At 52.7% G+C, this 21,382-nt stretch carries 19 protein-coding genes and 1 pseudogene; 19 read left to right on the top strand and 1 reads right to left on the bottom strand.

Features of this window, described 5'->3' with window-relative positions; genetic code table 11:
- Positions 1–249: 249 nt before the first annotated feature.
- Positions 250–429, bottom strand: a complete 180-nt coding sequence (locus EDM58_RS09300; RefSeq protein ID WP_122913100.1) for a hypothetical protein — start codon at positions 427–429, stop codon at positions 250–252.
- Positions 430–493: 64 nt separating this feature from the next.
- Between EDM58_RS09300 and EDM58_RS09295 the strand changes: the two genes are divergently transcribed.
- From EDM58_RS09295 to EDM58_RS09205, 19 genes and pseudogenes are all read left to right on the top strand, one after another.
- Positions 494–1,528, top strand: coding sequence for a VOC family protein (locus tag EDM58_RS09295; protein WP_122913099.1), 1,035 nt, complete (start codon positions 494–496; stop codon positions 1,526–1,528).
- A gap of 21 nt (positions 1,529–1,549) precedes the next feature.
- Positions 1,550–2,617, top strand: a complete 1,068-nt coding sequence (locus tag EDM58_RS09290; protein ID WP_122913098.1) for an NAD(P)H-dependent flavin oxidoreductase — start codon at positions 1,550–1,552, stop codon at positions 2,615–2,617.
- Positions 2,618–2,663: 46 nt separating this feature from the next.
- Positions 2,664–3,833 carry an N-acetylglucosamine-6-phosphate deacetylase gene (nagA, locus tag EDM58_RS09285; RefSeq protein ID WP_122913097.1) on the top strand — a complete coding sequence of 390 codons (1,170 nt, stop codon included), beginning with the start codon at positions 2,664–2,666 and terminating at the stop codon, positions 3,831–3,833.
- A gap of 294 nt (positions 3,834–4,127) precedes the next feature.
- A complete protein-coding gene (gene rbsK / locus EDM58_RS09280; RefSeq protein ID WP_122913096.1) occupies positions 4,128–5,036 on the top strand; it encodes a ribokinase in 909 nt (302 codons plus the stop codon).
- A 12-nt stretch (positions 5,037–5,048) separates the two neighbouring features.
- On the top strand, positions 5,049–5,444 hold the full coding sequence (gene rbsD, locus EDM58_RS09275; protein WP_122913095.1) for a D-ribose pyranase: 396 nt from the start codon (positions 5,049–5,051) through the stop codon (positions 5,442–5,444).
- Positions 5,445–5,473: 29 nt separating this feature from the next.
- Complete coding sequence (locus tag EDM58_RS09270) at positions 5,474–6,979, top strand: sugar ABC transporter ATP-binding protein (RefSeq protein ID WP_122913094.1); 1,506 nt, start codon at positions 5,474–5,476, stop codon at positions 6,977–6,979.
- A complete protein-coding gene (locus EDM58_RS09265; RefSeq protein WP_246000627.1) occupies positions 6,969–7,895 on the top strand; it encodes an ABC transporter permease subunit in 927 nt (308 codons plus the stop codon). The genes EDM58_RS09270 and EDM58_RS09265 overlap by 11 nt, the downstream gene beginning before the upstream one ends.
- A gap of 30 nt (positions 7,896–7,925) precedes the next feature.
- Positions 7,926–8,861 (top strand): ribose ABC transporter substrate-binding protein RbsB, encoded by a 936-nt coding sequence (rbsB, locus tag EDM58_RS09260; protein ID WP_122913092.1) that lies wholly within the window; start codon positions 7,926–7,928, stop codon positions 8,859–8,861.
- Between the two features lie 227 nt (positions 8,862–9,088).
- Positions 9,089–13,126 (top strand): Ig-like domain-containing protein, encoded by a 4,038-nt coding sequence (locus EDM58_RS09255; protein ID WP_122913091.1) that lies wholly within the window; start codon positions 9,089–9,091, stop codon positions 13,124–13,126.
- A 77-nt stretch (positions 13,127–13,203) separates the two neighbouring features.
- Positions 13,204–13,725, top strand: coding sequence for a phage tail protein (locus EDM58_RS09250; protein ID WP_122913090.1), 522 nt, complete (start codon positions 13,204–13,206; stop codon positions 13,723–13,725).
- Between the two features lie 31 nt (positions 13,726–13,756).
- Complete coding sequence (locus tag EDM58_RS09245; protein ID WP_122913089.1) at positions 13,757–14,257, top strand: phage tail protein; 501 nt, start codon at positions 13,757–13,759, stop codon at positions 14,255–14,257.
- A gap of 18 nt (positions 14,258–14,275) precedes the next feature.
- Positions 14,276–14,800, top strand: a pseudogene (locus EDM58_RS26530) (phage tail protein).
- A gap of 170 nt (positions 14,801–14,970) precedes the next feature.
- Complete coding sequence (locus EDM58_RS09235; protein WP_122913088.1) at positions 14,971–15,957, top strand: ABC transporter ATP-binding protein; 987 nt, start codon at positions 14,971–14,973, stop codon at positions 15,955–15,957.
- A gap of 44 nt (positions 15,958–16,001) precedes the next feature.
- The gene (locus EDM58_RS09230; RefSeq protein WP_183187462.1) at positions 16,002–16,805 is read left to right on the top strand and encodes an ABC transporter permease; all 804 of its coding nucleotides are present in this window, start codon (positions 16,002–16,004) and stop codon (positions 16,803–16,805) included.
- Positions 16,802–17,590: an ABC transporter permease gene (locus EDM58_RS09225; RefSeq protein WP_122913086.1), complete on the top strand. Its 789-nt coding sequence runs from the start codon at positions 16,802–16,804 to the stop codon at positions 17,588–17,590. Before EDM58_RS09230 ends, EDM58_RS09225 begins: the two co-directional genes overlap by 4 nt.
- Positions 17,591–17,607: 17 nt before the next feature.
- Positions 17,608–18,663, top strand: a complete 1,056-nt coding sequence (locus EDM58_RS09220) for a polyamine ABC transporter substrate-binding protein (protein ID WP_122913085.1) — start codon at positions 17,608–17,610, stop codon at positions 18,661–18,663.
- 147 nt (positions 18,664–18,810) lie between these two features.
- Entirely contained in the window at positions 18,811–20,046 is a 1,236-nt protein-coding gene (locus tag EDM58_RS09215) for a copper resistance CopC/CopD family protein (RefSeq protein WP_122913103.1), read from the top strand.
- A 22-nt stretch (positions 20,047–20,068) separates the two neighbouring features.
- Positions 20,069–20,698, top strand: a complete 630-nt coding sequence (locus tag EDM58_RS09210; protein ID WP_122913084.1) for a YcnI family copper-binding membrane protein — start codon at positions 20,069–20,071, stop codon at positions 20,696–20,698.
- A 64-nt stretch (positions 20,699–20,762) separates the two neighbouring features.
- The gene (locus EDM58_RS09205) at positions 20,763–21,236 is read left to right on the top strand and encodes a DinB family protein (protein ID WP_122913083.1); all 474 of its coding nucleotides are present in this window, start codon (positions 20,763–20,765) and stop codon (positions 21,234–21,236) included.
- Positions 21,237–21,382 lie beyond the last annotated feature (146 nt).

Below are 21,382 nucleotides of genomic sequence, written 5' to 3'. Positions count from 1 at the left end.
TTGTATGTTCTGACAAGACTTGTGCTCTTTAACAACAAGAAAAGGAATAAACAAGCGAGACATGCGCGGATGAGAGAGATAGCAAAAGCTACAAGAGGAATTCTTGTGAAGCTTGCCGTACGCGATAACCGAATGCCAAGGAAAGAAGAACATCGGAAAGCCGTATGAGGGAGAACCTCACGTACGGTTTGATGAGGGGGAACTGATAGGAGTAAGGCGACCAAACGGTCGCCAGAAAGCGTCAGTTCTCTACTCTACACCCTGAATTACTTCTTCGAAGTCGGCTGCTTTTGGCCGCGGTTCCGCCTTTGGAGTGGAAGCGGCAAGGGTGACCCCCAGCGAAGAGCCCAACCCGCCAAAAGCGTTTTCCTCTTTTTCCTCCCCGCCACTACAGCTGGTAGACCGTGTTTTTCTTCTCGTGCACTCCACCCAAACCAAGCCCCTCCCAACTTTGCTATAATAAAAAAAGCAGCAGCTAGGGGAGATGATGGGCATGATCGACAGTCTGGATCATCTGGTGTTAACGGTCCGAGATATGGAAGCAACCTGCCAATTTTACGAACGCGTCCTCGGGATGACCGTAATCACGTTTGGTGAGAACAGACGCGCTTTGCAGTTCGGCAGACAGAAAATCAACCTCCATCAAGCAGGGCGCGAGTGGGAGCCAAAAGCAAAGCATCCCGTACCCGGTTCGGCAGATCTATGCCTGCTCTCGTCCTGGCCGATGGAACAACTGATCCGGCATATGAAAAACTGCGGAGTAGAGATCGTGGAAGGTCCCATACAACGCACAGGAGCAGTAGGTCCCTTGCTTTCCATCTACCTGCGCGACCCGGACGATAATCTGATCGAGATCTCCAATCAACTGCCTTCATTGACGACATCCCATCCGGGTGTTGCAGCAGTGGCAGAAGCATTTCACCAGAGAAAACAGGGGATTATGGGCGAGCAGCGCCTGGGCTTTTACAGCGTGATGCTGCCGTTGGTCACCATGGAGGACGGACGTTTGGGCGTCCTGTTTGAAAAACGGGCGATTACGATGCGGCGGCAAGCCGGAGAAGTCTGTTTCCCCGGAGGACGCAGGGAAGAGGACGATCCTACGCATTGGGCGACCGCCCGGCGGGAGACGAGCGAAGAGCTGGGGATTCCAGAGTCGCAGATTGACTACATAGGGGCGTTGGATATTTTGCTTGGACCAGGTTTTTCCTGTATCTACCCCTTCGTCGGCTACTTGCATGACATCAGCGAAATGAATCCCAATCCGGATGAAGTCGGAGAAGTGTTCATCATTCCGCTCGACACCCTGCGGAATACACCGCCGTCCCGTCACAAGGTCTCGATGTATTCGGAGGCCGATGAGGATTTTCCGTTTCACTTGATACCGGGCGGCAGACAATCTCCATGGCGTACCGGACAGATGGAGCATCTCTTTTATGAAATTGACGGGTGGGTCATCTGGGGCTTGACAGCTCGGGTGCTCGCTCACTTTATCGCATTGCTTGATGAGTTGGGCATCGAACCGAAATAGGAGAGAAAGCGGGGAATCAGCATGTGGTCCAAAAAAGAAGTGGCGAAGCGTTTGCAAATCGAATGGCCGATCATTCAGGCGGGAATGGCAGGTGGGACGACTACGCCTGAGCTGGTAGCTGCCGTTTCGCAGGCTGGGGGGCTGGGAACGCTGGGTGCGGCCTATATGGGAGCAGAACAGATTCGGACAGCGATTCGCGCGATCCGTGAACAGACAGACAAGCCGTTTGGGGTCAATTTGTTTATTCCCGAGCCTTTTGATCCTGACCAGCCTGTAGCCGAGTCGGTGCGACAGGCGATGAACGATGTACGCAGCAAACTGCAGCTTCCCCCTGATCCTGCGGTGAATCGATATACAGAATCGTTTGAAGAGCAGATAGACGTGGTACTGGAAGAGAAGGTGCCCGTTTTCAGCTTTACCTTTGGCCTGCTCGATCAAAAGTGGATCCGGGCATTGAAACAGCAAGGAACGACCGTAATCGGAACGGCCACGACGGTGCGCGAGGCCGTAGCGTTGGAGGAGAGCGGCGTCGACATGCTGACAGCGCAGGGCAGCGAGGCAGGAGGGCATCGCGGCTCCTTTTTGCCGGATTCGCCAAGCAATCTGATCGGGACGATGGCTTTGGTGCCGCAAGTAGTGGATCGGGTTCGGATTCCGGTGATCGCTGCCGGGGGCATCATGGACGGCCGGGGAATCGCAGCAGCATTTGCCCTGGGCGCTGCAGGCGTGCAGCTGGGTACGGCATTCCTGACTTGCGTGGAGAGCGGCGCGCATCCCTTGCACAAAAAAGCTGTGCGGGAAGCAAGCGACGAGTCGGTGGTGTTGACCCGCGCTTTTTCCGGAAAACCAGCCCGCGGAGTGGCCAATGCGTTCGTCAATCTGCTCGCGCCATTGGAGCAGGAGCTGCCGACTTATCCGGTGCAAAATGGTTTGACACGGGATATCCGCGCGGCAGCGTCCAAACAGCAAAACAAGGAGTATCTGTCGCTATGGGCGGGGCAGGCAGCTTCGCTGAGCCAGGAAGTGTCGGCGGCAGAACTGCTGCATCGACTGGTCGCAGAGGCAGAGGAGGTACGGCGAAGTTTATAGCCATATTCCAAGTCCCTGGCGGACACGCAAGACGGAGGGGAACAGATTGAAGGAATCATTTGCTTTAAGGGGAACAGTCATCACGCACGGAGAGGAGCTGCCTGATGGGCTGGTGATCGTCGAGGGAAGCAAGATCCTGTATGCCGGCCCAGCCGCCAATTGGCATCAAGGGCTGCCAGAGCGCGTCACTGACGTGGCAGATGGCTGGATATGCCCGGGTTTTCTCGATATACACATGCACGGCATCGCAGGGTACGATACGATGGACGCGACACCGGAATCCTTGCAAGCGATCTCGACAGCCTTGGCGCGTTACGGTGTCACATCCTTTCTCGCCACGACCATGACAGCTTCCTATGAAAAGCTGGAGCAGGCCCTGAAAAATATCGTCGCTACGAGCAGGCAGGGACTGGACGGAGCGGAAACAGTCGGCATCCATCTGGAAGGCCCTTGGATCAATCCGCGCTACAAGGGTGCGCAAAATGAACAGGACATTTCGTTTCCAACGCTAGCAGAGGTGCGCCGCATGCACGAATTGGCGGAAGGGATGCTGAAAGTCGTAACCATTGCGCCTGAACAGCCAGGCTCTGCAGAAGCGATTCGTTGGCTGGACGGGCAAGGAGTCCTCGTCTCGGCGGGCCATACCGGGGCAAGCTTCGATGAGGCTGCGGAGGCTGTTCAGGCAGGTGTCAGTCATTTTACCCATTGCTTTAATGCCATGACCGGGCTGCATCATCGCGAGCCGGGTGTTGTCGGGGCCGCGATGTACCACGAACACCTCAGCACCGAATTGATTGCGGACGGAATTCACGTCCACCCTGCGGTAATGCGGATTCTGTATCGGGTGAAGAAAGCGGATCGCCTTGCTTTGATCAGCGACTCGATGCGTGCCGCAGCCATGGGAGAGGGCAAGTACGATCTCGGGGGACAAGAGGTCACCGTAAAAGGCGAGGAAGCCAAGCTGGCGGACGGAACGCTGGCAGGCAGCATTTTGACGCTGAACCGTGCAGTGGAGAACATGGTGAAGCTAAGCCGGGTACCTCTGCCGGAAGCGGTGCAAATGGCTTCCCAGACCCCTGCTTCCTTGCTGGGATTGGATGCAAAAAAAGGCAAGCTGGAAAGCGGATACGACGCAGATCTTATCGTACTGGATTCGAGCTTTACCTGCAGACAGACCATCGTAGCAGGAAAAGAAGTGTACCGCGCGCCAGAATAAGCTGCTTGTTCATTCATAGACATAAGGAGTCAAGGGAATATCCCTTGGCTCCTTTTATATTCCGAAGTTCTCCAGCGGGAATTTTCTTGACAAGTTTTTTGTCCCAGGAGTATATTATACGCATGAATATGTGTAACCGGTTACAGATAAATTTATACAGAGTTTGTCTACATTTTGGTTAATATATGTAACCGTTTACTGATTGTCGTTAGTTTCGTCTTTTGGCGGGTAGAACGGCGTTTATCCACATCCGCCAAGATAGATTGAGACGTTTTCATAGAAAGGGAGAGATTCATGAATCGCTCGCCACATATTGTCGTCATCGGCAGTTTAAATATGGACATCGTCGTAGAAGCCAATCGCCCGCCTGCTCTCGGAGAGACCGTCATGGGTGAACAGATTCATTTTATCCCCGGGGGAAAAGGAGCCAACCAGGCTGTCGCCCTGGCACGCCTTGGCGCCAAGACCGCCATGATCGGAGCTGTTGGCAACGACAGCTTCGGGGAAGATCTCTTGCGGGCCATGAACCGCGAAGGGATTGATGTGGCAGGAGTCAAGACGGTGCAAGAAGGCCATACAGGTGTCGCGTCTATCGTCTTAGCCGAGGGCGATAATCAGATCATTGTCGTTCCCGGTGCCAATGCCTCCTGTCTGCCGACGGATCTCGATGGGCAAAAGGCGAAGATTGCCGCAGCGGACGCAGTGCTGCTGCAACTGGAAATTCCTCTGGAAACCGTCATGCACGCTGCCCAAACAGCCAAAAGCCTCGGCAAGACGGTGGTCCTGAATCCTGCGCCCGCTCGTCCGCTGCCAGATGAATTGCTGCGGCACGTCGATGTCCTGATTCCCAATGAATCCGAATTGCTCATCCTGGCAGAAGAGAAGGGACAGGATCTGGAGGCGGCCATGCGCTCCCTGCAGAAAAAAGGCGTGCGGATTATCGTCACGACTTTGGGCGCGAAGGGAGCAGCCTTTTTGACGGAGGAAGAAAGCGGAATTGTACCCAGCCATCAAGTACCCGTCGTGGACACTACAGGAGCGGGAGATTCCTTCAACGCCGGGTTTTCCTATGCGCTTGCCAGCGGAAAATCGGTTCGGGACGCAGTAGCCTTCGCGACAAAAGTGGCAGCGCTGGCAGTCACGCGTCTGGGGGCACAAGCGGGGATGCCAACCTTGGCACAAGTCGAGCAGTTTCACCAATAACAGGGGGTTATTATGAAAAAATGCGGCATTTTAAACAGTGAACTTTCCAGTGTTATCAGCCAGCTTGGCCATACCGACCAAATCATCATCTGTGATGCGGGCCTGCCCATCCCTGATTTTGTGACTCGCATCGATTTGGCTGTCGTCCCCGGCCTGCCTACCTTCGCGGAGGTCCTGGACGCCGTCCTCTTGGAGATGCAGGTGGAAAAGGTGATCTATGCGCAAGAACTCCAAGCGGCTCAGCCAGCCTTGTTGGCGCGTCTGGAAGAGACGTTTGCAGGCGTACAACGGGAGAGCGTGAGCCACGAAACGTTCAAGCAGCTCAGCAAAGACGCAAAAGCGATTATCCGTACAGGCGAGTGCACGCCATATGCCAATATCATCCTGCAATCCGGCGTCACCTTCTGACGGAGGTGCAGGCGAAGGGAGGGAGAGCAGTGTCGGAATATCTGTTGGAAATGAAACAAATCAGCAAGTCCTTTCCGGGTGTCAAGGTTTTGGAGAACGTCCAATTGAACCTGAAGAGCGGCGAATTGGTCGCACTCATGGGGGAGAATGGGGCAGGCAAATCTACCCTGATGAAAATCCTCGGCGGGATTTACGAGCGGGATGCCGGGACGATTCTCGTCAAGGGAGCAGCGCAGGAAAAAATGACCCCGGATATCGCGAGCAAGCTAGGCATTGCGATTATCCACCAGGAATTGAACCTGATTTCGCATCTGTCGGTCATGGAAAATATTTTTCTCGGACGCGAGTTTACCTATGGCCGCACCGGATTCGTCAATTGGGCCAAAATGAGGAAAGAAGCCAAGCATTGGCTGAAGCAGCTGGAGATTGATCTCGACCCGGATACGCTCGTGGGCGACTTGTCGGTCGGACAGCAGCAGATGATTGAGATTGCCAAAGCTCTGTCGATGCAGGCAGACATCCTGGTCCTGGATGAACCGACTGCGGCTTTGACCCATCGGGAGATCGACGCCCTCTTCCAAGTGATTGCCTCCTTGAAGCAAAAAGGCGTCGGCATGATCTACATCTCGCACCGGATGGAGGAAATCTTCCAGGTGAGCGACCGGATCACCGTCCTGCGCGACGGGCAATACGTAGGCACGGTCGAGACAGCTGCGACCAATATGGATGAGCTCGTCAGGATGATGGTGGGACGCGAGATTACGGATCGTTTTCCCAAAGAACAGATCGAATCCGGGGATGAGCGGCTGCGTGTGGACAATCTCTGCGTCAAAGGAAAACTGGAGAAGATCAGCTTCTCGGTCCGAAGCGGCGAGATAGTGGGGATTGCCGGGCTGATGGGAGCCGGACGCACGGAATTGGCCAAAGCGATTTTCGGACTGGAGCATGTGTCCGAGGGTCAGATTTTCGTCGATCATCAGCCTGTGCGCATCACTCGTCCGATCGATGCTATCCGCGCCGGTATTGCCCTGGTCACGGAAGACCGTAAAGAGGAAGGGCTGGTGTTGTCTCTCCCCGTCCGCGAAAACATCTCCTTGCCCAATCTGGACAAAGTTTCTTCGCTTGGCGTGCTGCGGCCAAAACATGAGCATGAGCTCAGCAATGATGCGATCAAGCAGCTGCTCATCAAGACAGCAGGCGGCGAGCAGATCGTCGGCTCCCTGTCCGGCGGCAACCAGCAGAAGGTGGTCATCGGCAAGTGGCTGGCGACCGAGCCGAAAATTCTCATCCTCGATGAACCGACGCGTGGCGTTGATATTGGGGCGAAGAAGGAAATTTATGACATTATGAACCGTCTCGCCAAAACAGGGGTAGCCATTCTGATGATTTCCTCCGAGCTGCCAGAGGTGCTCGGAATGAGCGACCGGGTCCTGGTCATGCATGAAGGACGGATCACCGGGGAGTTCACTCGGGCAGAGGCGACACAGGAATTGATCATGCATGCGGCGACAGGAGGGAAGAGTCATGCCGTTTAACTTTTTGAAAAAAATGGGCCCTTTATTGGGGCTGGCACTCATTGTGATCGTCTTGTCGGTTATCACGAACGACTTTTTGACCGTAAGCAATATTTTCAACGTGCTGCGCCAGATCTCGATCAACGCCTTGATTGCGTTCGGGATGACCTTTGTCATCCTGACCGGGGGCATTGACTTGTCTGTCGGTTCCATCCTGGCGCTATCGAGCGCGATTTCCGCGGGCTTGATGGCAGGCGGCATGGATACCTGGCTTGCCATCCTCATCGGATTGCTGGCAGGTGCCGTGATGGGGGCGATCAATGGTGTGGTGATTGCCAAAGGAAGGGTAGCGCCATTTATCGCGACACTGGCGACCATGACGATTTTTCGCGGTCTGACACTGGTCTATACCCAAGGAAGACCCATTACCGGGCTTAACTCTGATTTTGCCATTCTCGGGAAGGGCTTTTTCCTGGAGATTCCGATGCCTGTCATCTGGATGCTGATTTCATTTGCGATCTTGTATTTTATTTTGCGCCATACAACGTTTGGACGTCATGTCTACGCACTGGGGAGCAATGAAGAAGCGACCCGCCTGTCTGGAATCAGCACGTCCAAGGTAAAAGTCATGGTGTATGCGATCAGCGGTCTTTTTGCCGCGATCAGCGGGGTTATTCTCACGTCCCGGCTCAATTCGGCTCAGCCGACAGCGGGTACTTCCTACGAGCTGGACGCTATCGCGGCCGTCGTACTCGGGGGCACCAGCTTGTCCGGGGGGAATGGTTGGATTGTCGGTACCTTGATTGGTGCGATGATCATCGGTGTGTTAGATAACGGTCTCAATCTGCTGGACGTTTCCTCTTTTTACCAGTCGGTAGTCAAAGGGGCGGTCATTTTGCTGGCAGTGTTGATCGACCGATCTAAAGCTAAGAAATAGACAGCGAGAAAGCAAGGGAGGATGGTTTTCATGAAAAAGCTTTTGAAAATGGCACTGGCTTCATCTCTGGTGCTGGGTGTTTTGGCTGGCTGTTCCACTACGTCCAATTTGGAGAACAATACACCGGAGCAATCGACAGGCAACGCTGACGGTAAGGTGACAATCGGTCTGGCTGTATCCACGTTGAACAACCCGTTCTTCGTATCCTTGAAAGAAGGAGCGGAAAAAGCGGCGAAGGAAGCCGGCGTCGATCTTTTGGTCGTAGACGCGCAGGATGATACAGCGAAACAAATCAGCGGTGTCGAGGACCTGATCCAGAAGAAAGTCAGCGTCCTGATGATCAATCCGACCGACAGCGCGGCGATCGTGACCGCAGTCGAAGCGGCGAACAAAGCCAATATTCCGGTCATCACCGTTGACCGTGCGGCAGAAGGCGGCCAAGTGGTCTCCCACATCGCTTCCGACAATGCGGCAGGCGGTAAAATGGCGGGCGAGTTCATCCTGGAAAAACTGGGCGGAAAAGGCAACATCGTCGAGCTGCAAGGCATCGCCGGAACATCTGCTGCTCGCGACCGCGGCCAAGGCTTCCACGACGCGGTAGACAACAAGGAAGGCATCAAGGTAGTCGCATCCCAGCCTGCTGATTTCGACCGTGCCAAAGGCCTGAGTGTCATGGAGAATATCCTGCAAGGAAACAAAGACATCCAGGCGGTATTTGCACACAATGATGAAATGGCATTGGGCGCATTGCAAGCGGTAGAAGCGCAAGGCAAGGATGTGCTGGTGGTCGGCTTCGACGCTACGGATGATGCGGTGAAAGCCGTAAAAGACGGAAAAATGGCAGCTACAGTCGCGCAAAAACCTGCGGCAATCGGTGAAACTGCCCTGCAAACCGCAGTGAAAGTGGCAAAAGGCGAAAAAGTGGAGAGCAATATTCCGGTAGCGCTGGAACTGGTGACAAAATAAACAAATAATCTGGTAGAAACAGAAGGAAAAAGTCCCGTGAGTAGAGTATTCTACTGACGGGACTTTTTGCCTTTTTATGACATTTTATGGAATTTAACTACAGAAAACTTCCGACACGCTTTTTTGCAATTGTGATGAGGATTACAGAAAAGAGTGCCGGGTTCCATATATAATCAACCAGTATCTTGTAAATCCGATCAGTTTTTAAAAGAGAGAGGGGAGGATACATGAAAAGGAATCTTGCGCGTTTTCTCGTTTTCGTTTTGGTGTTCAGCTTGTTTCCGGCTGCGGCGGTTCAACAGTCTGCCATGGCTGCTGATCCGCAAACTCTGAAGATCAGGCCAGAGGCGGACAAGTTTGTGGACGACATAGCTGGCTATCCAGAAGGGGAGTCGGGACCCTTGCCTACCCAGGATAACATCATGTTCATTGGTAACGAAAAAGCTTTCGGGGTTATGAAAGGGGCAATCCGATTCAATCTGGACCTGATTCAGCAGCATATGAATCAAAACCCCGACGCTAGGATCAAGTCCGTCATGCTGAGTCTCAATGTCAGAGGTCTTGAACACAGGGGCTCACCCCCATTTTTGGACCTGTTCGGTTCAGATCATGACGATTGGATGGAGGATAGCAGCCGATCTTTGCCTGTAAAGGGCAGCCAGGTTGCCCCCAGGTATTCAGTAGCCTCTGAAGGAAGGCACCGGATTGACGTTACGAGCTACGTAAAACCGAAATTTGAGGCAAACGGTAAGAAAGCAACCTTTGTCTTGGAAGGAAATACGGTTAGCGACGACGGAACTCGGACATTATTCTTTTTTAATGACAGCGTTGAAATGAATCCAGAACTCGATACCTATCTGGAAGTAACCTTCAACTCACCACCTACAGACATCCACTTATCCAACCATACAGTCCCCGAAAACAGTCAGGCTGGCAAGGCGATCGGTCTCCTCACCGCGACAGACCCTGACCCAGATGAAACCTTTACTTTCACCCTAAGCGGAACGGATGCAGAAGCATTTAGCATCCAAGAAAACTACCTGTTGACGAAACGCCCCTTGGACTATGAAACCAAAAGCTTGTACACATTTTCGATTCACGTCGCAAACTCATCAGGCGGGACCTTTTCCAAGCCTTTTACCATTCAGGTCCTGGACGAGAATGAATCTCCTGTTATCGAGTCGTTCCTGATCAATGATGGCGTGGCATCGACAAGCAGTCAGAAGGTAACGATCAAGACATTGATCACAGACCCAGATGCTGGAGACAGCGTTCAAATACGTCTCTCCAATGTGGAAAATGAGTGGACTTACGCCTGGGTGCCCTATACGCCTGAGTATGAATGGAATCTCTCCGCTGGCGAGGGTCTAAAGACAGTGTATGTACAGGCGAGGGATTCCGCAGGGCTGGAATCGCAGGTTGTTTCGCGAACCATCTACTTGGATCAAACTCCGCCTGACGTGACAACATTCACCATCAATAACGGAACAGCCTATACCTTATCACGAGATGTCGACTTGTATGTGGACATTGGTGCGAGCGAAGCAAGCCTCCCCGTTCAGGTAAGTATTTCCAATCAGGAAGACGGTCCTTTTACGACGTGGAATGATCTGCAAAGTCCCATTCATTGGCAGTTGACCCCTGGAGACGGGACCAAAACTGTGTACGCGGTGTTCCGCGATGCAGCAGGCAATGTGACAGCCAAACAATCCGCAGCCATTATTCTTGATACCATAGCTCCTGTGATTTTTGGCGTCTCAATGGGAGGAGCATATAAGAACGATGTAACCGTAGCCTTCTCAGATTCGAACGGGGCTACGGCAGTCTTAAACAGTATCCTGATTGACAGCGGCCATACCATCACCCAAGAAGGCCAGTACGACTTAATCGTGACAGATTCCGCGGGCAATACGAACACCCTGCAGTTTATCGTGGACAAATCGCCTCCTGTGGCGGCAGTTCAGATAAATGGCGGAGCGGCTTTCACCAATCAGACCCAAGTACATGTAACCATTACCGCAAAAGATTTGACGAGCATGAAGATGTCTTTTGCCAATGACACATCATCGGGTTTCACGCCAGAAGAACCATATGTTGGCACAAAAACCTGGAATCTCAGCAGCGGCGACGGCGTAAAAACCGTATACGTCAAGCTGGTGGATGTACTGGGACACCAGACGACCAAGACAGCCAGTATCATCCTGGATACAACGCCCCCTATCGTAAGTGGCGTTACGAATCAAGCAGTGTACAGCACCGACAAGACGATCTTTTTTTCAGAAGGAAGTGCAACGCTGAACGGACAGATCATTCCCAACGGCCATACTGTCTCGCTTGAAGGGGAATACAAACTGGTGGTGACAGATGAAGCCGGAAATGCCACAACCGTTCAATTTACGATCATCAAATCTACACCTGTCGGCGGCTTTACCATCAACAATGGCTCCCCGTATACAGCATCACGGGACGTCACGTTGCAAATCTGGGCAAACGGTTCCGCTGACGCCTTGCAAATGTCTTACAACACAGATGGAGCATGGAGCACTTTTGAACCATTCTCCTCGACGAAACATTTGCAACTGCCAGGCATAGATGGTACAAAATCCATTTCGATCAAATTTCGCGACCAGACAGGGAACGAAAGCCAAGTCTACACCCAAAGCATCATTCTAGATACAGCTCCCCCAAGCGGAAGCTTTACGATTAACAAGGGAGCTGGGACGACCAGTTCCCCACGGGTGAATCTGTCCATCAGCGCAACGGACAATCTCGGACAGATCAAAATGCGCATCGCGAATGAGAACAGCACATGGAGCAACTGGCAAGCATACAGCCGCTCGGTTTCCTGGACACTTCCCAACGGAAATGGCCCGAAAAAAGTCCTGCTGGAACTGCGTGACGAGGCGGGTAACGTCACTTCTCTGGAGAAGAGCATTGTGCTGCGCGTCTCTGATCCAACGCCATGGGTGCCCGTGACGGGAATCTCGTTGGATGAAGACCGCTTTACCCTGCTCGGAGGCGAGTCCAAAACCTTGATTGCGACTGTTTCCCCTAGTAACGCGACGAACAAGGCCGTGATCTGGTCGAGCAGCGATCCGCATGTGGCCATGGTGAATGGCAGCGGTATGGTAACAGCCAAAAAACCAGGCGATGCCGTCATCACGGCAACCACCGTGGAGGGCCAAAAAACCGCCTCTGCGAAAGTAACAGTGAAAAAAGCAGTAGAGGAAGTTCCCGTAACAGCAGTCAAGCTGGATCGGGATTCTCTAAAGCTGCTGGTGGGGGAAACCCAAAGGCTGAAGGCCACCGTGCAGCCGGACGACGCTACCAACCAGGCCGTGATCTGGTCGAGCAGCCATCCCAAAGTGGCAAGTGTGGATGAAGACGGAGTGGTGACAGCTCATAAAGCAGGAGAGGCGACCATTACCGTCACGACTGCAGACGGCGGCAAAACGGATACAGCAGCGATAACCGTCCGCAAAAAGAACGACAGACAAGGAACCCTGGCAGCATCGGACTCCGCGCTTTGGCTCTCTCCTCGAACTACGGCCAGCGTCAGCATCTATTACAGGGAAGATGGCATTCGCACAAAGATTAATCAAGATCCCAAGACCCGCTTCCATTCCGAGAATGGTCTCGTCACATTCGAAAACGGACGCATCAAGACGGGCAAAGAGGAGGGCGAAGATTGGATTACCGTCAGCTACCAGGGAGAAGAGTTAATCATCCCCGTCACCATATCCAGAGAATCGATTCGCTCGCTCACCATCGATGCAGGCAGGAATGTGATTCTGGAGGAGGGTGGCGAGAAGCAGCTTCGCTTGTATGGCACGACGAAAAACGGCGACGATCCTGAATTGACCGAGCTTGCTTCCTGGACATCAAGCGACCCGGATGTAGCCCGTGTCACGGACGAGGGAGAAATTATTGCAGGAGAACCTGGAAAAGCGACCATCACGGCTCGTTACAGCGGAAAAAGCATTACCGTGCGCGTCCTGGTCATGGAGGAAAAGGAAATTCGGGAAATCAGGCTTTCCCCGCTCTTTTTGAATATGGAGGAAGGGGAATCCCGGCAGCTTCGTCTTTATGCAGAGTATGAAAAGGGATATGACGAGATTGTATCTGACGACGGGGACTGGGAGATTGAGGATACAAGCATCGCCACGGTCAAGGATGGCAAGGTAAAAGCGCTGCAAACAGGCGAAACCATCCTGACAGTTCGTTATGAAGGATATGAAACGCAGGTGCGGATTGTCGTTCGATGATCCAGAAGGAAGGTGCCGGTCAACCCCTGGCCGGCACTTTCTCAAACAAGCAGATGTTGCGATGGAGGAGAATGACGATGGAAGATTTCTATGTTGGAGAAATCCGGATGTTCGGAGGAGATTATGCCCCGGCAGGGTGGGCCTTGTGCAACGGACAAGAATTGCCCATAGCCGAGTACGAAGTCTTGTTTGCCTTGATTGGCACCACCTATGGAGGCGATGGGCAGTCGACCTTTGCCTTGCCTGACTTGCGGGGAAGACTTCCTGTGCATCGGGGGACGAACCCTGTGACAGGCACGAAATACGATCTCAGTACAAAAGCAGGAGCTGAGACGGTCACGCTCTCCTTGCCCCAGCTCCCGGCACATACGCATAGCGTCCATGCCTCCAAGCTTCAGGGGGACTCCAACACACCGCTAAACCAAGTATGGTCGCAAAGTGCAAAAGTATTTTCCACAGCGGCGGAAGGGTCCTCAGCGTTGATGGATGCAAACAGTCTATCGATTGCGGGCGGGAATCAGCCGCATGACAATATGATGCCCTCGCTTGCCATTACCTTTATTATCGCAGTCACTGGTATGTATCCACCGGCAGGCTAAAGATCAATCACATGAAACGGGAGGAAATTTCATGGAGCCATTTTTAGGTGAAATTCGACTGTTCGCGGGTGATTATCCCCCGCCTGGCTGGGCTTTTTGTGATGGACAACAATTGCCGATTATCACGAATCAAGCACTCTATTCTTTACTGGGGGCGACCTATGGAGGAGATGGGAGAACCTATTTTTGTCTGCCGGATCTGCGCGGCCGAGTACCCATTCACGCAGGAGCGGGCATCCGGGCAGGAGCCGTGGGCGGAGAAGAAAGCCATGCTCTGACAAGCCAGGAAATGCCGGCCCATCAGCATCAGGCTTTTGGCACGAATGCGCCTGCGACTGCACAGATTGCTGACAATATACGGTGGGCCAATAATGGGACGACAAAACTCTACTATGACAGTGTGAATACCGTAATGCATGGACAAGCATTGACAGTGAGTGGACAGGGACAGGCCCACCCGAACATGCAGCCTTACACGGTGCTCAATTATTGCATTTGCATGCGAGGGATATTTCCCCCGCGAGATTCATGATAAAGGAGGTTTTGGGACATGGATGGGTTTGTCGGAGAAATCCGAATATTTGCTGGACAATTTGCTCCGAAGAATTGGGCATTTTGCGATGGACAAGAGCTGCCAATTAGCAGTAATACGGCTCTATACAGTATTTTGGGAATTAAGTATGGCGGCAACGGGAAAACGACATTTTGCCTGCCAGATTTGCGGGGGAAAGCACCGATGCACTTCGGTCACGGGCCCGGTCTGACACCGCGGGTGATCGGTCAGACAACGGGGACAAGCTCGGTTGCTCTTCGGACATAGGAAATTCCTGCCCACACGCATACTCCACGGGTGATCCAGGAGGCGAATACTGCTGATCCTACCCAAGCGGTCTGGGCCAATACAACGAACATCCGGGGAGGCATTCTAGCGTATTCCCCATCTGCTGAAGGGACAGCCATGAGCCCCCTTGCGATTGGTGTAGCGGGGAATGACCAGCCGCACAACAATATGCAGCCCTATCTGGGAGTCAACTATATCATCTGTCTGTATGGCGAATACCTGCCCAAAGGGTAGGGCGGTGCAGAAGGAAGAAACACCGGGTGCGAGGACATCCGGTGTCTTTTAATGGAAAATAGTCCAAGGAAAAATTGCTTTCCTGCCCTGAAACTGTTTACAAAAAGAATCATACACGATATATTTACCTAGATTGGCATGAGTATTTCTACATATGGTGAGATGACAAGATGAAAACAATCATACAATTGGATACCATTGAAAAACAATTTGCCGGCTCTGTCGTAGTTCCCCCTTTTTCTCTTTCTATAGAAGAAGGGGAGTTTTTGACATTGCTGGGTCCAAGTGGTTGCGGAAAAACCACTTTGCTTCGTATGATTGCGGGCTTTGAAGAGCCGACGTCCGGAGAGATCTACCTCGAAGGCAAGCCGCTCTCCCAGGTTCCCCCGTACAAGCGAGATATGAACATGGTGTTCCAGCAGTATGCGCTGTTTCCTCACATGACGGTCGAACAAAACATTTTGTTTGGCCTGAAGATGAAAAAGGTGAACGGAGCCGAGCAGCAGCAGAGGCTGGAAGAGGTGTTGCAATACGTGCAGCTGAGCGAGCTGAGAAAGCGCACTCCCAAGCAGCTTTCCGGCGGCCAGCAGCAGCGGGTTGCGATCGCCAGAGCCATCATCAACAACCCCAAAGTGTTGCTGCTGGACGAGCCGCTGGGAGCGCTGGACTATCAACTGCGCAAAAGCCTGCAATTGGAATTGAAAAATCTGCAAAAAAACCTGGGCATCACGTTTATCTACGTGACGCATGACCAGGAAGAGGCAATGGCGATGTCTGATCGGATCGCCGTCATGAACAAAGGCCGGATTGAACAAATCGCGTCCCCTGCCGAAATCTACAACCGACCGCAAACCATGTTCGTCGCCACGTTTATCGGCGAGAACAACATCTTCCAGGAGGAAGGGGCTTGTACAGCGGTCAGACCTGAAAAATTGAAGCTGTATCCAAGAGATGTGGAATCAGAGAAGCACAAGAAGACGGGACGGATCACGGATGTCGTATTTCTTGGAAATCTGCGAAAGATTTATATTCGCTTGGATGGAACAGAAATGAGCGTCTTGGCCCATCAATACGCCAACGAAGGCTATGACTGGCAGGTGGATCATCAAGTGGCGATTGGCTGGTCACAGACGGACGAGGTGGTGCTTTCTTGTTGAAGACAAAGCGAATCAAACTCCTTGCGCTGCCGACACTTGTGTGGATGGGGGCGCTCTTCGTCTTGCCAATGATCCTGATGCTGGCCTTATCTTTCATGGAGCGAGGCACGTACGGCCAAGTTGTCTATCAATTTACCATTGACAACTACATACGGATCTTTGATCCTTTATACGGTCTGATTTTTTGGGATACATTGGTTGTCGCCGTATTGACGACGGTATTTTCCATCCTGTGCGGCTATCCGCTGGCCTATTACATTTCCAGGCTGGAGAAGTCCAAGCAGCAAATTTGGCTGTTATTGGTCATGATTCCTTTTTGGATCAACTTCCTGGTTCGTTCCTACGCATGGGTCATCATTTTGCGCTCGCAAGGGGTCGTCAATACCATTTTGCAGTCACTTGGCTTGATCGACGAGCCGCTGACGCTTCTGTACAATTCCGGCTCCGTGCTCGTCGGGATGGTCTACACGCTCCTGCCGTTCATGGTTCTGCCGATCTACGTATCACTGGAGCAGATGGATTACCGCAAGCTGGAGGCGGCCTATGATCTGGGCGCGACGCCATGGAAGGCATTTTGGCATGTGACCCTGCCGATGACCAAGACGGGCGTAGTGACGGGTTCGATCCTGGTCTTCGTCTCCTCGATCGGGATGTTCGTCGTTCCGGATGTGATGGGGGGAGCGAAGTCGGCCCTGATCGGCAACGTCATCCAGAACCAGTTCCTCTCAGCGCGTGACTGGCCGTTCGGATCTGCGTTGTCCATCGTGCTGATGCTGTTGTCCTTGCTGCTGATCCTGCTCTACTTCAAGGCTACCCAAGCCGGCGGTGCGAAGGAGGGGTCAGCATGAAAAAGCGCTCAAACGCGTTGTCGGGATTTTCCTGGCTGATGATCATCTTCCTCTACCTGCCGATTGCGGTCCTGATTCTCTACTCGTTTAATGAATCGCGGATCAATGCGGTCTGGAGCGGTTTTACATGGAAGTGGTACATCTCTTTGTTCGAGAACAGGCAGGTGATGCAGGCGCTGTCGAACAGCCTGTCGATCGGCCTCATCAGCAGCGTGCTGGCTACGGTTCTCGGAACGGCCGCATCTTTGGCGATCAAGCATTATTCGCTGCGCTGGCAAAATATCATCAACGGCCTGATCTATCTGCCGATTGTGATCCCCGAGATCATGCTCGGATTGGCGCTGCTCATCCTGTTTAGCCAGTTCCAGGTTGATTTGGGCAAGGCGACGCTGATCATGGCGCATACGACCTTCAGTATTCCGTTTGTGATGGTCATCATTTCCGCTCGTCTTGCAGATATGGGCAAGGATCTGGAGGAAGCGTCGCAGGATCTGGGCGCGACTCCGTGGCAGACGCTTCGCTACGTGATATTGCCGTTGATTATGCCAGGGATTGTCGCAGGATTTTTGATGTCCTTCACCTTGTCGCTGGACGACTTCATAATCTCGTTTTTCGTGGCGGGTCCGAATTCGACTACCTTGCCGCTGTATATCTACGGGCTGGTGAAACGGGGAGTTTCGCCAGAGGTAAATGCTCTATCTACACTGTTAATCACAAGTACCGTACTTCTGGTGATCATAGCTGAGCTCTTCAGACGCAAGGACTCTAAGACGATCCCATATTGATAGGAGGATGATCTGCATTGAAACGCTTCAAATCACTCATGATCGGCGCTTTGACCGCCGCACTCGCTTTTACGGCCGTAGGCTGTTCCTCGTCTTCGGAGCAGGAAGCCCAAGTGCTCAACATCTACAGTTGGGCTGACAACTTCGATCCTGAAGTCATCGCCGACTTCGAGCAAAAATTCAACGTCAAGGTAAACTACGACGTCTACGGCAGCAACGAAGAGATGCTGGCCAAAATTCAGGCAGGCGCATCGGGCTACGATCTGATCCAGCCTTCCGACTACATGGTCGCGACCATGATCGAGCTTGGGTTGCTGGAAGAAATTAACAAAGACAACATTCCCAACCTGAAAAACATCGTCTCCTCATTCCAGACGCCGCCGTTTGACCCTGGCAGCAAGCACTCCATCATCTACACATGGGGTATTACCGGGATCGCGTACAACAAAAATTATGTCAAAGAACAGCCGACAAGCTGGAATGACTTGTGGAACGAAGCGTACAAGGGCCGTGTCATTCTCCTGAATGACCCGCGTGAGGTCATGGGAATGGCCTTGATCAAAAACGGTTTCTCCAACAGCTCGACGGATAAAGGCGAGCTGGAGAAGGCATTTGCCGATATGAAGACCTTGCTGCCGAGCGTCATCGCGTTTGACACTGACAACATCAAGCAGAAGATGATCGCGGAAGAAGCGTGGATCGGCTCTGTCTGGTCTGGCGACGCTGCGTTTATCCAAGCGGAGAATCCGAATGTGGATTACGTCATCCCGAAAGAAGGGGCAACCATCTGGGCGGATACCATGGCGATTCCCAAAGGAGCCAAACACAAGGAATTGGCTGAGAAATTCATCAACTACCTGATGGACCCGGAAGTTAGCGTGAAGAACTACGAATCCATCGGATACAGCAACCCGAATGAACAGGCGTATCCTCTGCACAGCGAAGAGTACCGCTCCAACAAAATGATCTTCCTCGACCCGAAAGACATCGCTCGGGCAGAGTGGCTGGTCGACGTAGGGGATACCCTGCAAGAGTACGACCGCTACTGGACAGAAATGAAGAGCGGCAGATAAATAGATGCACAAAGGCCCAGGCTGGATGATAATCCGGTCTGGGTCTTTCTTTTTTTGGCGATACTCCTTGAAAATAGCCCGTGTGAGCCATATGGAACAAGCCGTCATTCTGCTAGTCTTATGAAGCGGAAGGTGATCGAAATGAACATGAAAAGCACGAAGATCCTATTCCGGATCATCTGTTTTCTCCTGATCCTCATGGGAGGGATCGGAAATGTCCAGGCCCACGCCGGATTGGTGGACAGCTCGCCAAAAGAAGGAGAACTGCTGCACCATAACCCGGGACAACTCTCGTTTGCTTTCACAGAGGTCCTGGAGGCTGATCTGGTCGAGATTCATCTGTACGACTGGAACGGAGAGGAAGTCAAGCTGGAGCGGCCCAGGCTGCAGCCAGGTGACGCGACGCGCGTCCATGTCTCGTTGCCTCCTGATCTGGCAGAAGGGACGTATACGGCAATGGTTTCCGTGGTGTCGGAGGACGGACATCCGGTGGAAGAGCGGCTGACCTTTTCCCTGGGACAAAAGAGTGCGCATGTTGCTGAGCCGTCCCAGAAGCAATCGGATCCGACGTATCTGATCCTTCTCCGATTCCTGACCCAGGGTATTTTGCTCGTCGGAGGCGGCTTTTATCTGGTGGCTTGTTTCGCTCAACGCTACGGCCTGCCGTCCTTTGCGCAATCCTTGGGAAGAGGCAGACAGATCGGCTGGCTGTTGATATTCATCGGCCTGACGTCATTGTGGTTCGTCTACGATGCGTCTCTTCCGGCGGCTTCCCTGACAACTGCGCTCTGGCAAGGCAATGTCTCTGTCTTGTCGCAATCTCCCTTTGCTATCATGCTGCTGGTATCTGCTTTGCTGCTCCTGCTGTTGGGGCTACCTGGCATGATCACAGGCTGGTATGTCGCGGTGTGGCTCTTGCTGATCGGCACGCAAGCATTTGGCGGCCATGCCTGGGGGCTTTCCCCCTTGTGGCTGGCTTTGCTGCTGCGTGTGCTGCACGTCCTGAGCATTGCCCTGTGGCTGGGAGCACTCGCCTACCTGCTTTTGCACAGATCGCAGGCACATCAAGGGAATGAAGCATTCAAGCGCTTCTTTTTGCGCCTTGTCGCGATGGCAGCACTGGTTTCCCTGCTTACAGGCATTCTCATGCTGTGGGTGCAGACTGATCTTAATAAGATGCTGGAAAACTGGCTGATCTGGAACGATCTGTTGGTGGTGAAGCTGGTCTTGGTCCTGCTGATGCTGATTGTCGCTTATCGACAGAGGAATGGCTGGCTTGGAAAACATGTGTTGAACGAAAAGCGCTTGCGCTGGGAAGTTGTTTTTGGGATTTTGGCTATTTTCGCAGGATTGTGGATGAGCCAAATGCCGTATCCCGGTTAAATCAAGTCGAGGAGGAATAAGGATGAAACAGGCAAAATGGATGAGCAGTATCTTGGTGGCAGGTGTGGTTTGGATGACAGCCGCCGGTGCTCAGGCTCATGTGAATGTATATCCCAAGGAGACCACAACGGGTGCTTATGAAAAGTATACGGTCCGCGTTCCGGTGGAAAAAGACGCGAACACCGTCAAAGTAAAGCTGGAGTTTCCGGCTGGAGTGAAGGTAAGCACCGTCCAACCTGTACCCGGATGGAGCTATGAATTCGAAAAAGACGCAGAGGGGCGCAATACAGCCTTGATCTGGACGGCGACAGACGGTGGCATCGGGCCGCATGAGTTCATGGAATTTGCGTTCGTCGGGGCCAATCCCAAGGAAGCGGGAGAGCTTTCCTGGAAAGCCTACCAGACCTATACGGATGGTGAGGTCGTAGAATGGACGGGAGATCAGGATTCCAAGACGCCTGCCTCCGTGACAACGATCAGGCAAGGAACGGGGGATGCTGGTCATGGACACGATCACGGACACACCGATGAGCAAGCAGCGCCAGCCGCGGCACAAGGCAGCTCGACCGGAACCGGCAGCACCTTGCCGCTGGTTCTCTCCGGACTGGCTTTGCTAATTTCGCTCGTCAGTCTCTTTCGAAAAAAAGCCTAGCAGCCCATAAAATCGTGTACAATGGGAGTGGTAACCCATTACCATTTCATGGAGGTGTCCATTCATGTCATCCGCGATTTTATCTTCAGGAAAAACCATTCGCAGTGTGTTGCTTCACCGGGCACAAATGATTCCAGAGGAGCTTTACGATGTACAGCCTGTTCCTTTCAACAACACGATCAAATGGAATCTGGGTCATATCGCAGTCGTGCAGAACAGCATCCTTGCACTCTGTTCTCTGGACGTCATCAAGCTTCCAGATTCTTACGAGGAGCTTTTCAAAATGGGGACGAAACCAGCAGACTGGACCATCACTCCGCCGACGAAAGACGAACTGTTGGCTGTTCTCGCAGAGCAGTTGAACAAACTCTCCGAACTGTCGCCCGAATCGTTGGAAGGGGCTTTGCCCAAACCGATTGAAATGGGGCCCATGCGTTTTGAGACGGTAGCTGAGCTGTGCAACTTTGCTTTCATCCACGAAGCGATGCATGCCGGCACGATCTCCAGTCTGGTAAAAGTAATCAATCACAACGCCTAAATAAAGAGCACGATGAAAAACGCACTTTCTTATCCAGGAAGTGCGTTTTTCCATTATAATGTAAGGAATTCAATCAGGAGGTGTACAAGCATGCAAACATTTTCACATGCGTTCAAACCAGTACAAACCAAAGGACGAAACAAAAG

The sequence above is a fragment of the Brevibacillus panacihumi genome, assembly GCF_003710985.1.
Classification (GTDB): domain Bacteria; phylum Bacillota; class Bacilli; order Brevibacillales; family Brevibacillaceae; genus Brevibacillus; species Brevibacillus panacihumi.
The sequence above is the reverse complement of the archived record's forward strand: the minus strand, read 5'-3'. Positions and strand labels throughout refer to the sequence as shown.

Excerpts from the sequence above, each read along its gene's own strand:
- EDM58_RS09295 (WP_122913099.1), top strand. The coding sequence starts at position 494 with ATGATCGACAGTCTGGATCATCTGGTGTTAACGGTCCGAGATATGGAA.
- EDM58_RS09205 (WP_122913083.1), top strand. The coding sequence starts at position 20,763 with ATGTCATCCGCGATTTTATCTTCAGGAAAAACCATTCGCAGTGTGTTG.
- rbsK (WP_122913096.1), top strand. The coding sequence starts at position 4,128 with ATGAATCGCTCGCCACATATTGTCGTCATCGGCAGTTTAAATATGGAC.
- EDM58_RS09210 (WP_122913084.1), top strand. The coding sequence starts at position 20,069 with ATGAAACAGGCAAAATGGATGAGCAGTATCTTGGTGGCAGGTGTGGTT.
- EDM58_RS09250 (WP_122913090.1), top strand. The coding sequence starts at position 13,204 with ATGGAAGATTTCTATGTTGGAGAAATCCGGATGTTCGGAGGAGATTAT.
- EDM58_RS09265 (WP_246000627.1), top strand. The coding sequence starts at position 6,969 with ATGCCGTTTAACTTTTTGAAAAAAATGGGCCCTTTATTGGGGCTGGCA.
- rbsD (WP_122913095.1), top strand. The coding sequence starts at position 5,049 with ATGAAAAAATGCGGCATTTTAAACAGTGAACTTTCCAGTGTTATCAGC.
- EDM58_RS09255 (WP_122913091.1), top strand. The coding sequence starts at position 9,089 with ATGAAAAGGAATCTTGCGCGTTTTCTCGTTTTCGTTTTGGTGTTCAGC.
- EDM58_RS09245 (WP_122913089.1), top strand. The coding sequence starts at position 13,757 with ATGGAGCCATTTTTAGGTGAAATTCGACTGTTCGCGGGTGATTATCCC.
- EDM58_RS09215 (WP_122913103.1), top strand. The coding sequence starts at position 18,811 with ATGAAAAGCACGAAGATCCTATTCCGGATCATCTGTTTTCTCCTGATC.
- rbsB (WP_122913092.1), top strand. The coding sequence starts at position 7,926 with ATGAAAAAGCTTTTGAAAATGGCACTGGCTTCATCTCTGGTGCTGGGT.
- EDM58_RS09235 (WP_122913088.1), top strand. The coding sequence starts at position 14,971 with ATGAAAACAATCATACAATTGGATACCATTGAAAAACAATTTGCCGGC.
- EDM58_RS09290 (WP_122913098.1), top strand. The coding sequence starts at position 1,550 with ATGTGGTCCAAAAAAGAAGTGGCGAAGCGTTTGCAAATCGAATGGCCG.
- EDM58_RS09225 (WP_122913086.1), top strand. The coding sequence starts at position 16,802 with ATGAAAAAGCGCTCAAACGCGTTGTCGGGATTTTCCTGGCTGATGATC.
- EDM58_RS09230 (WP_183187462.1), top strand. The coding sequence starts at position 16,002 with ATGGGGGCGCTCTTCGTCTTGCCAATGATCCTGATGCTGGCCTTATCT.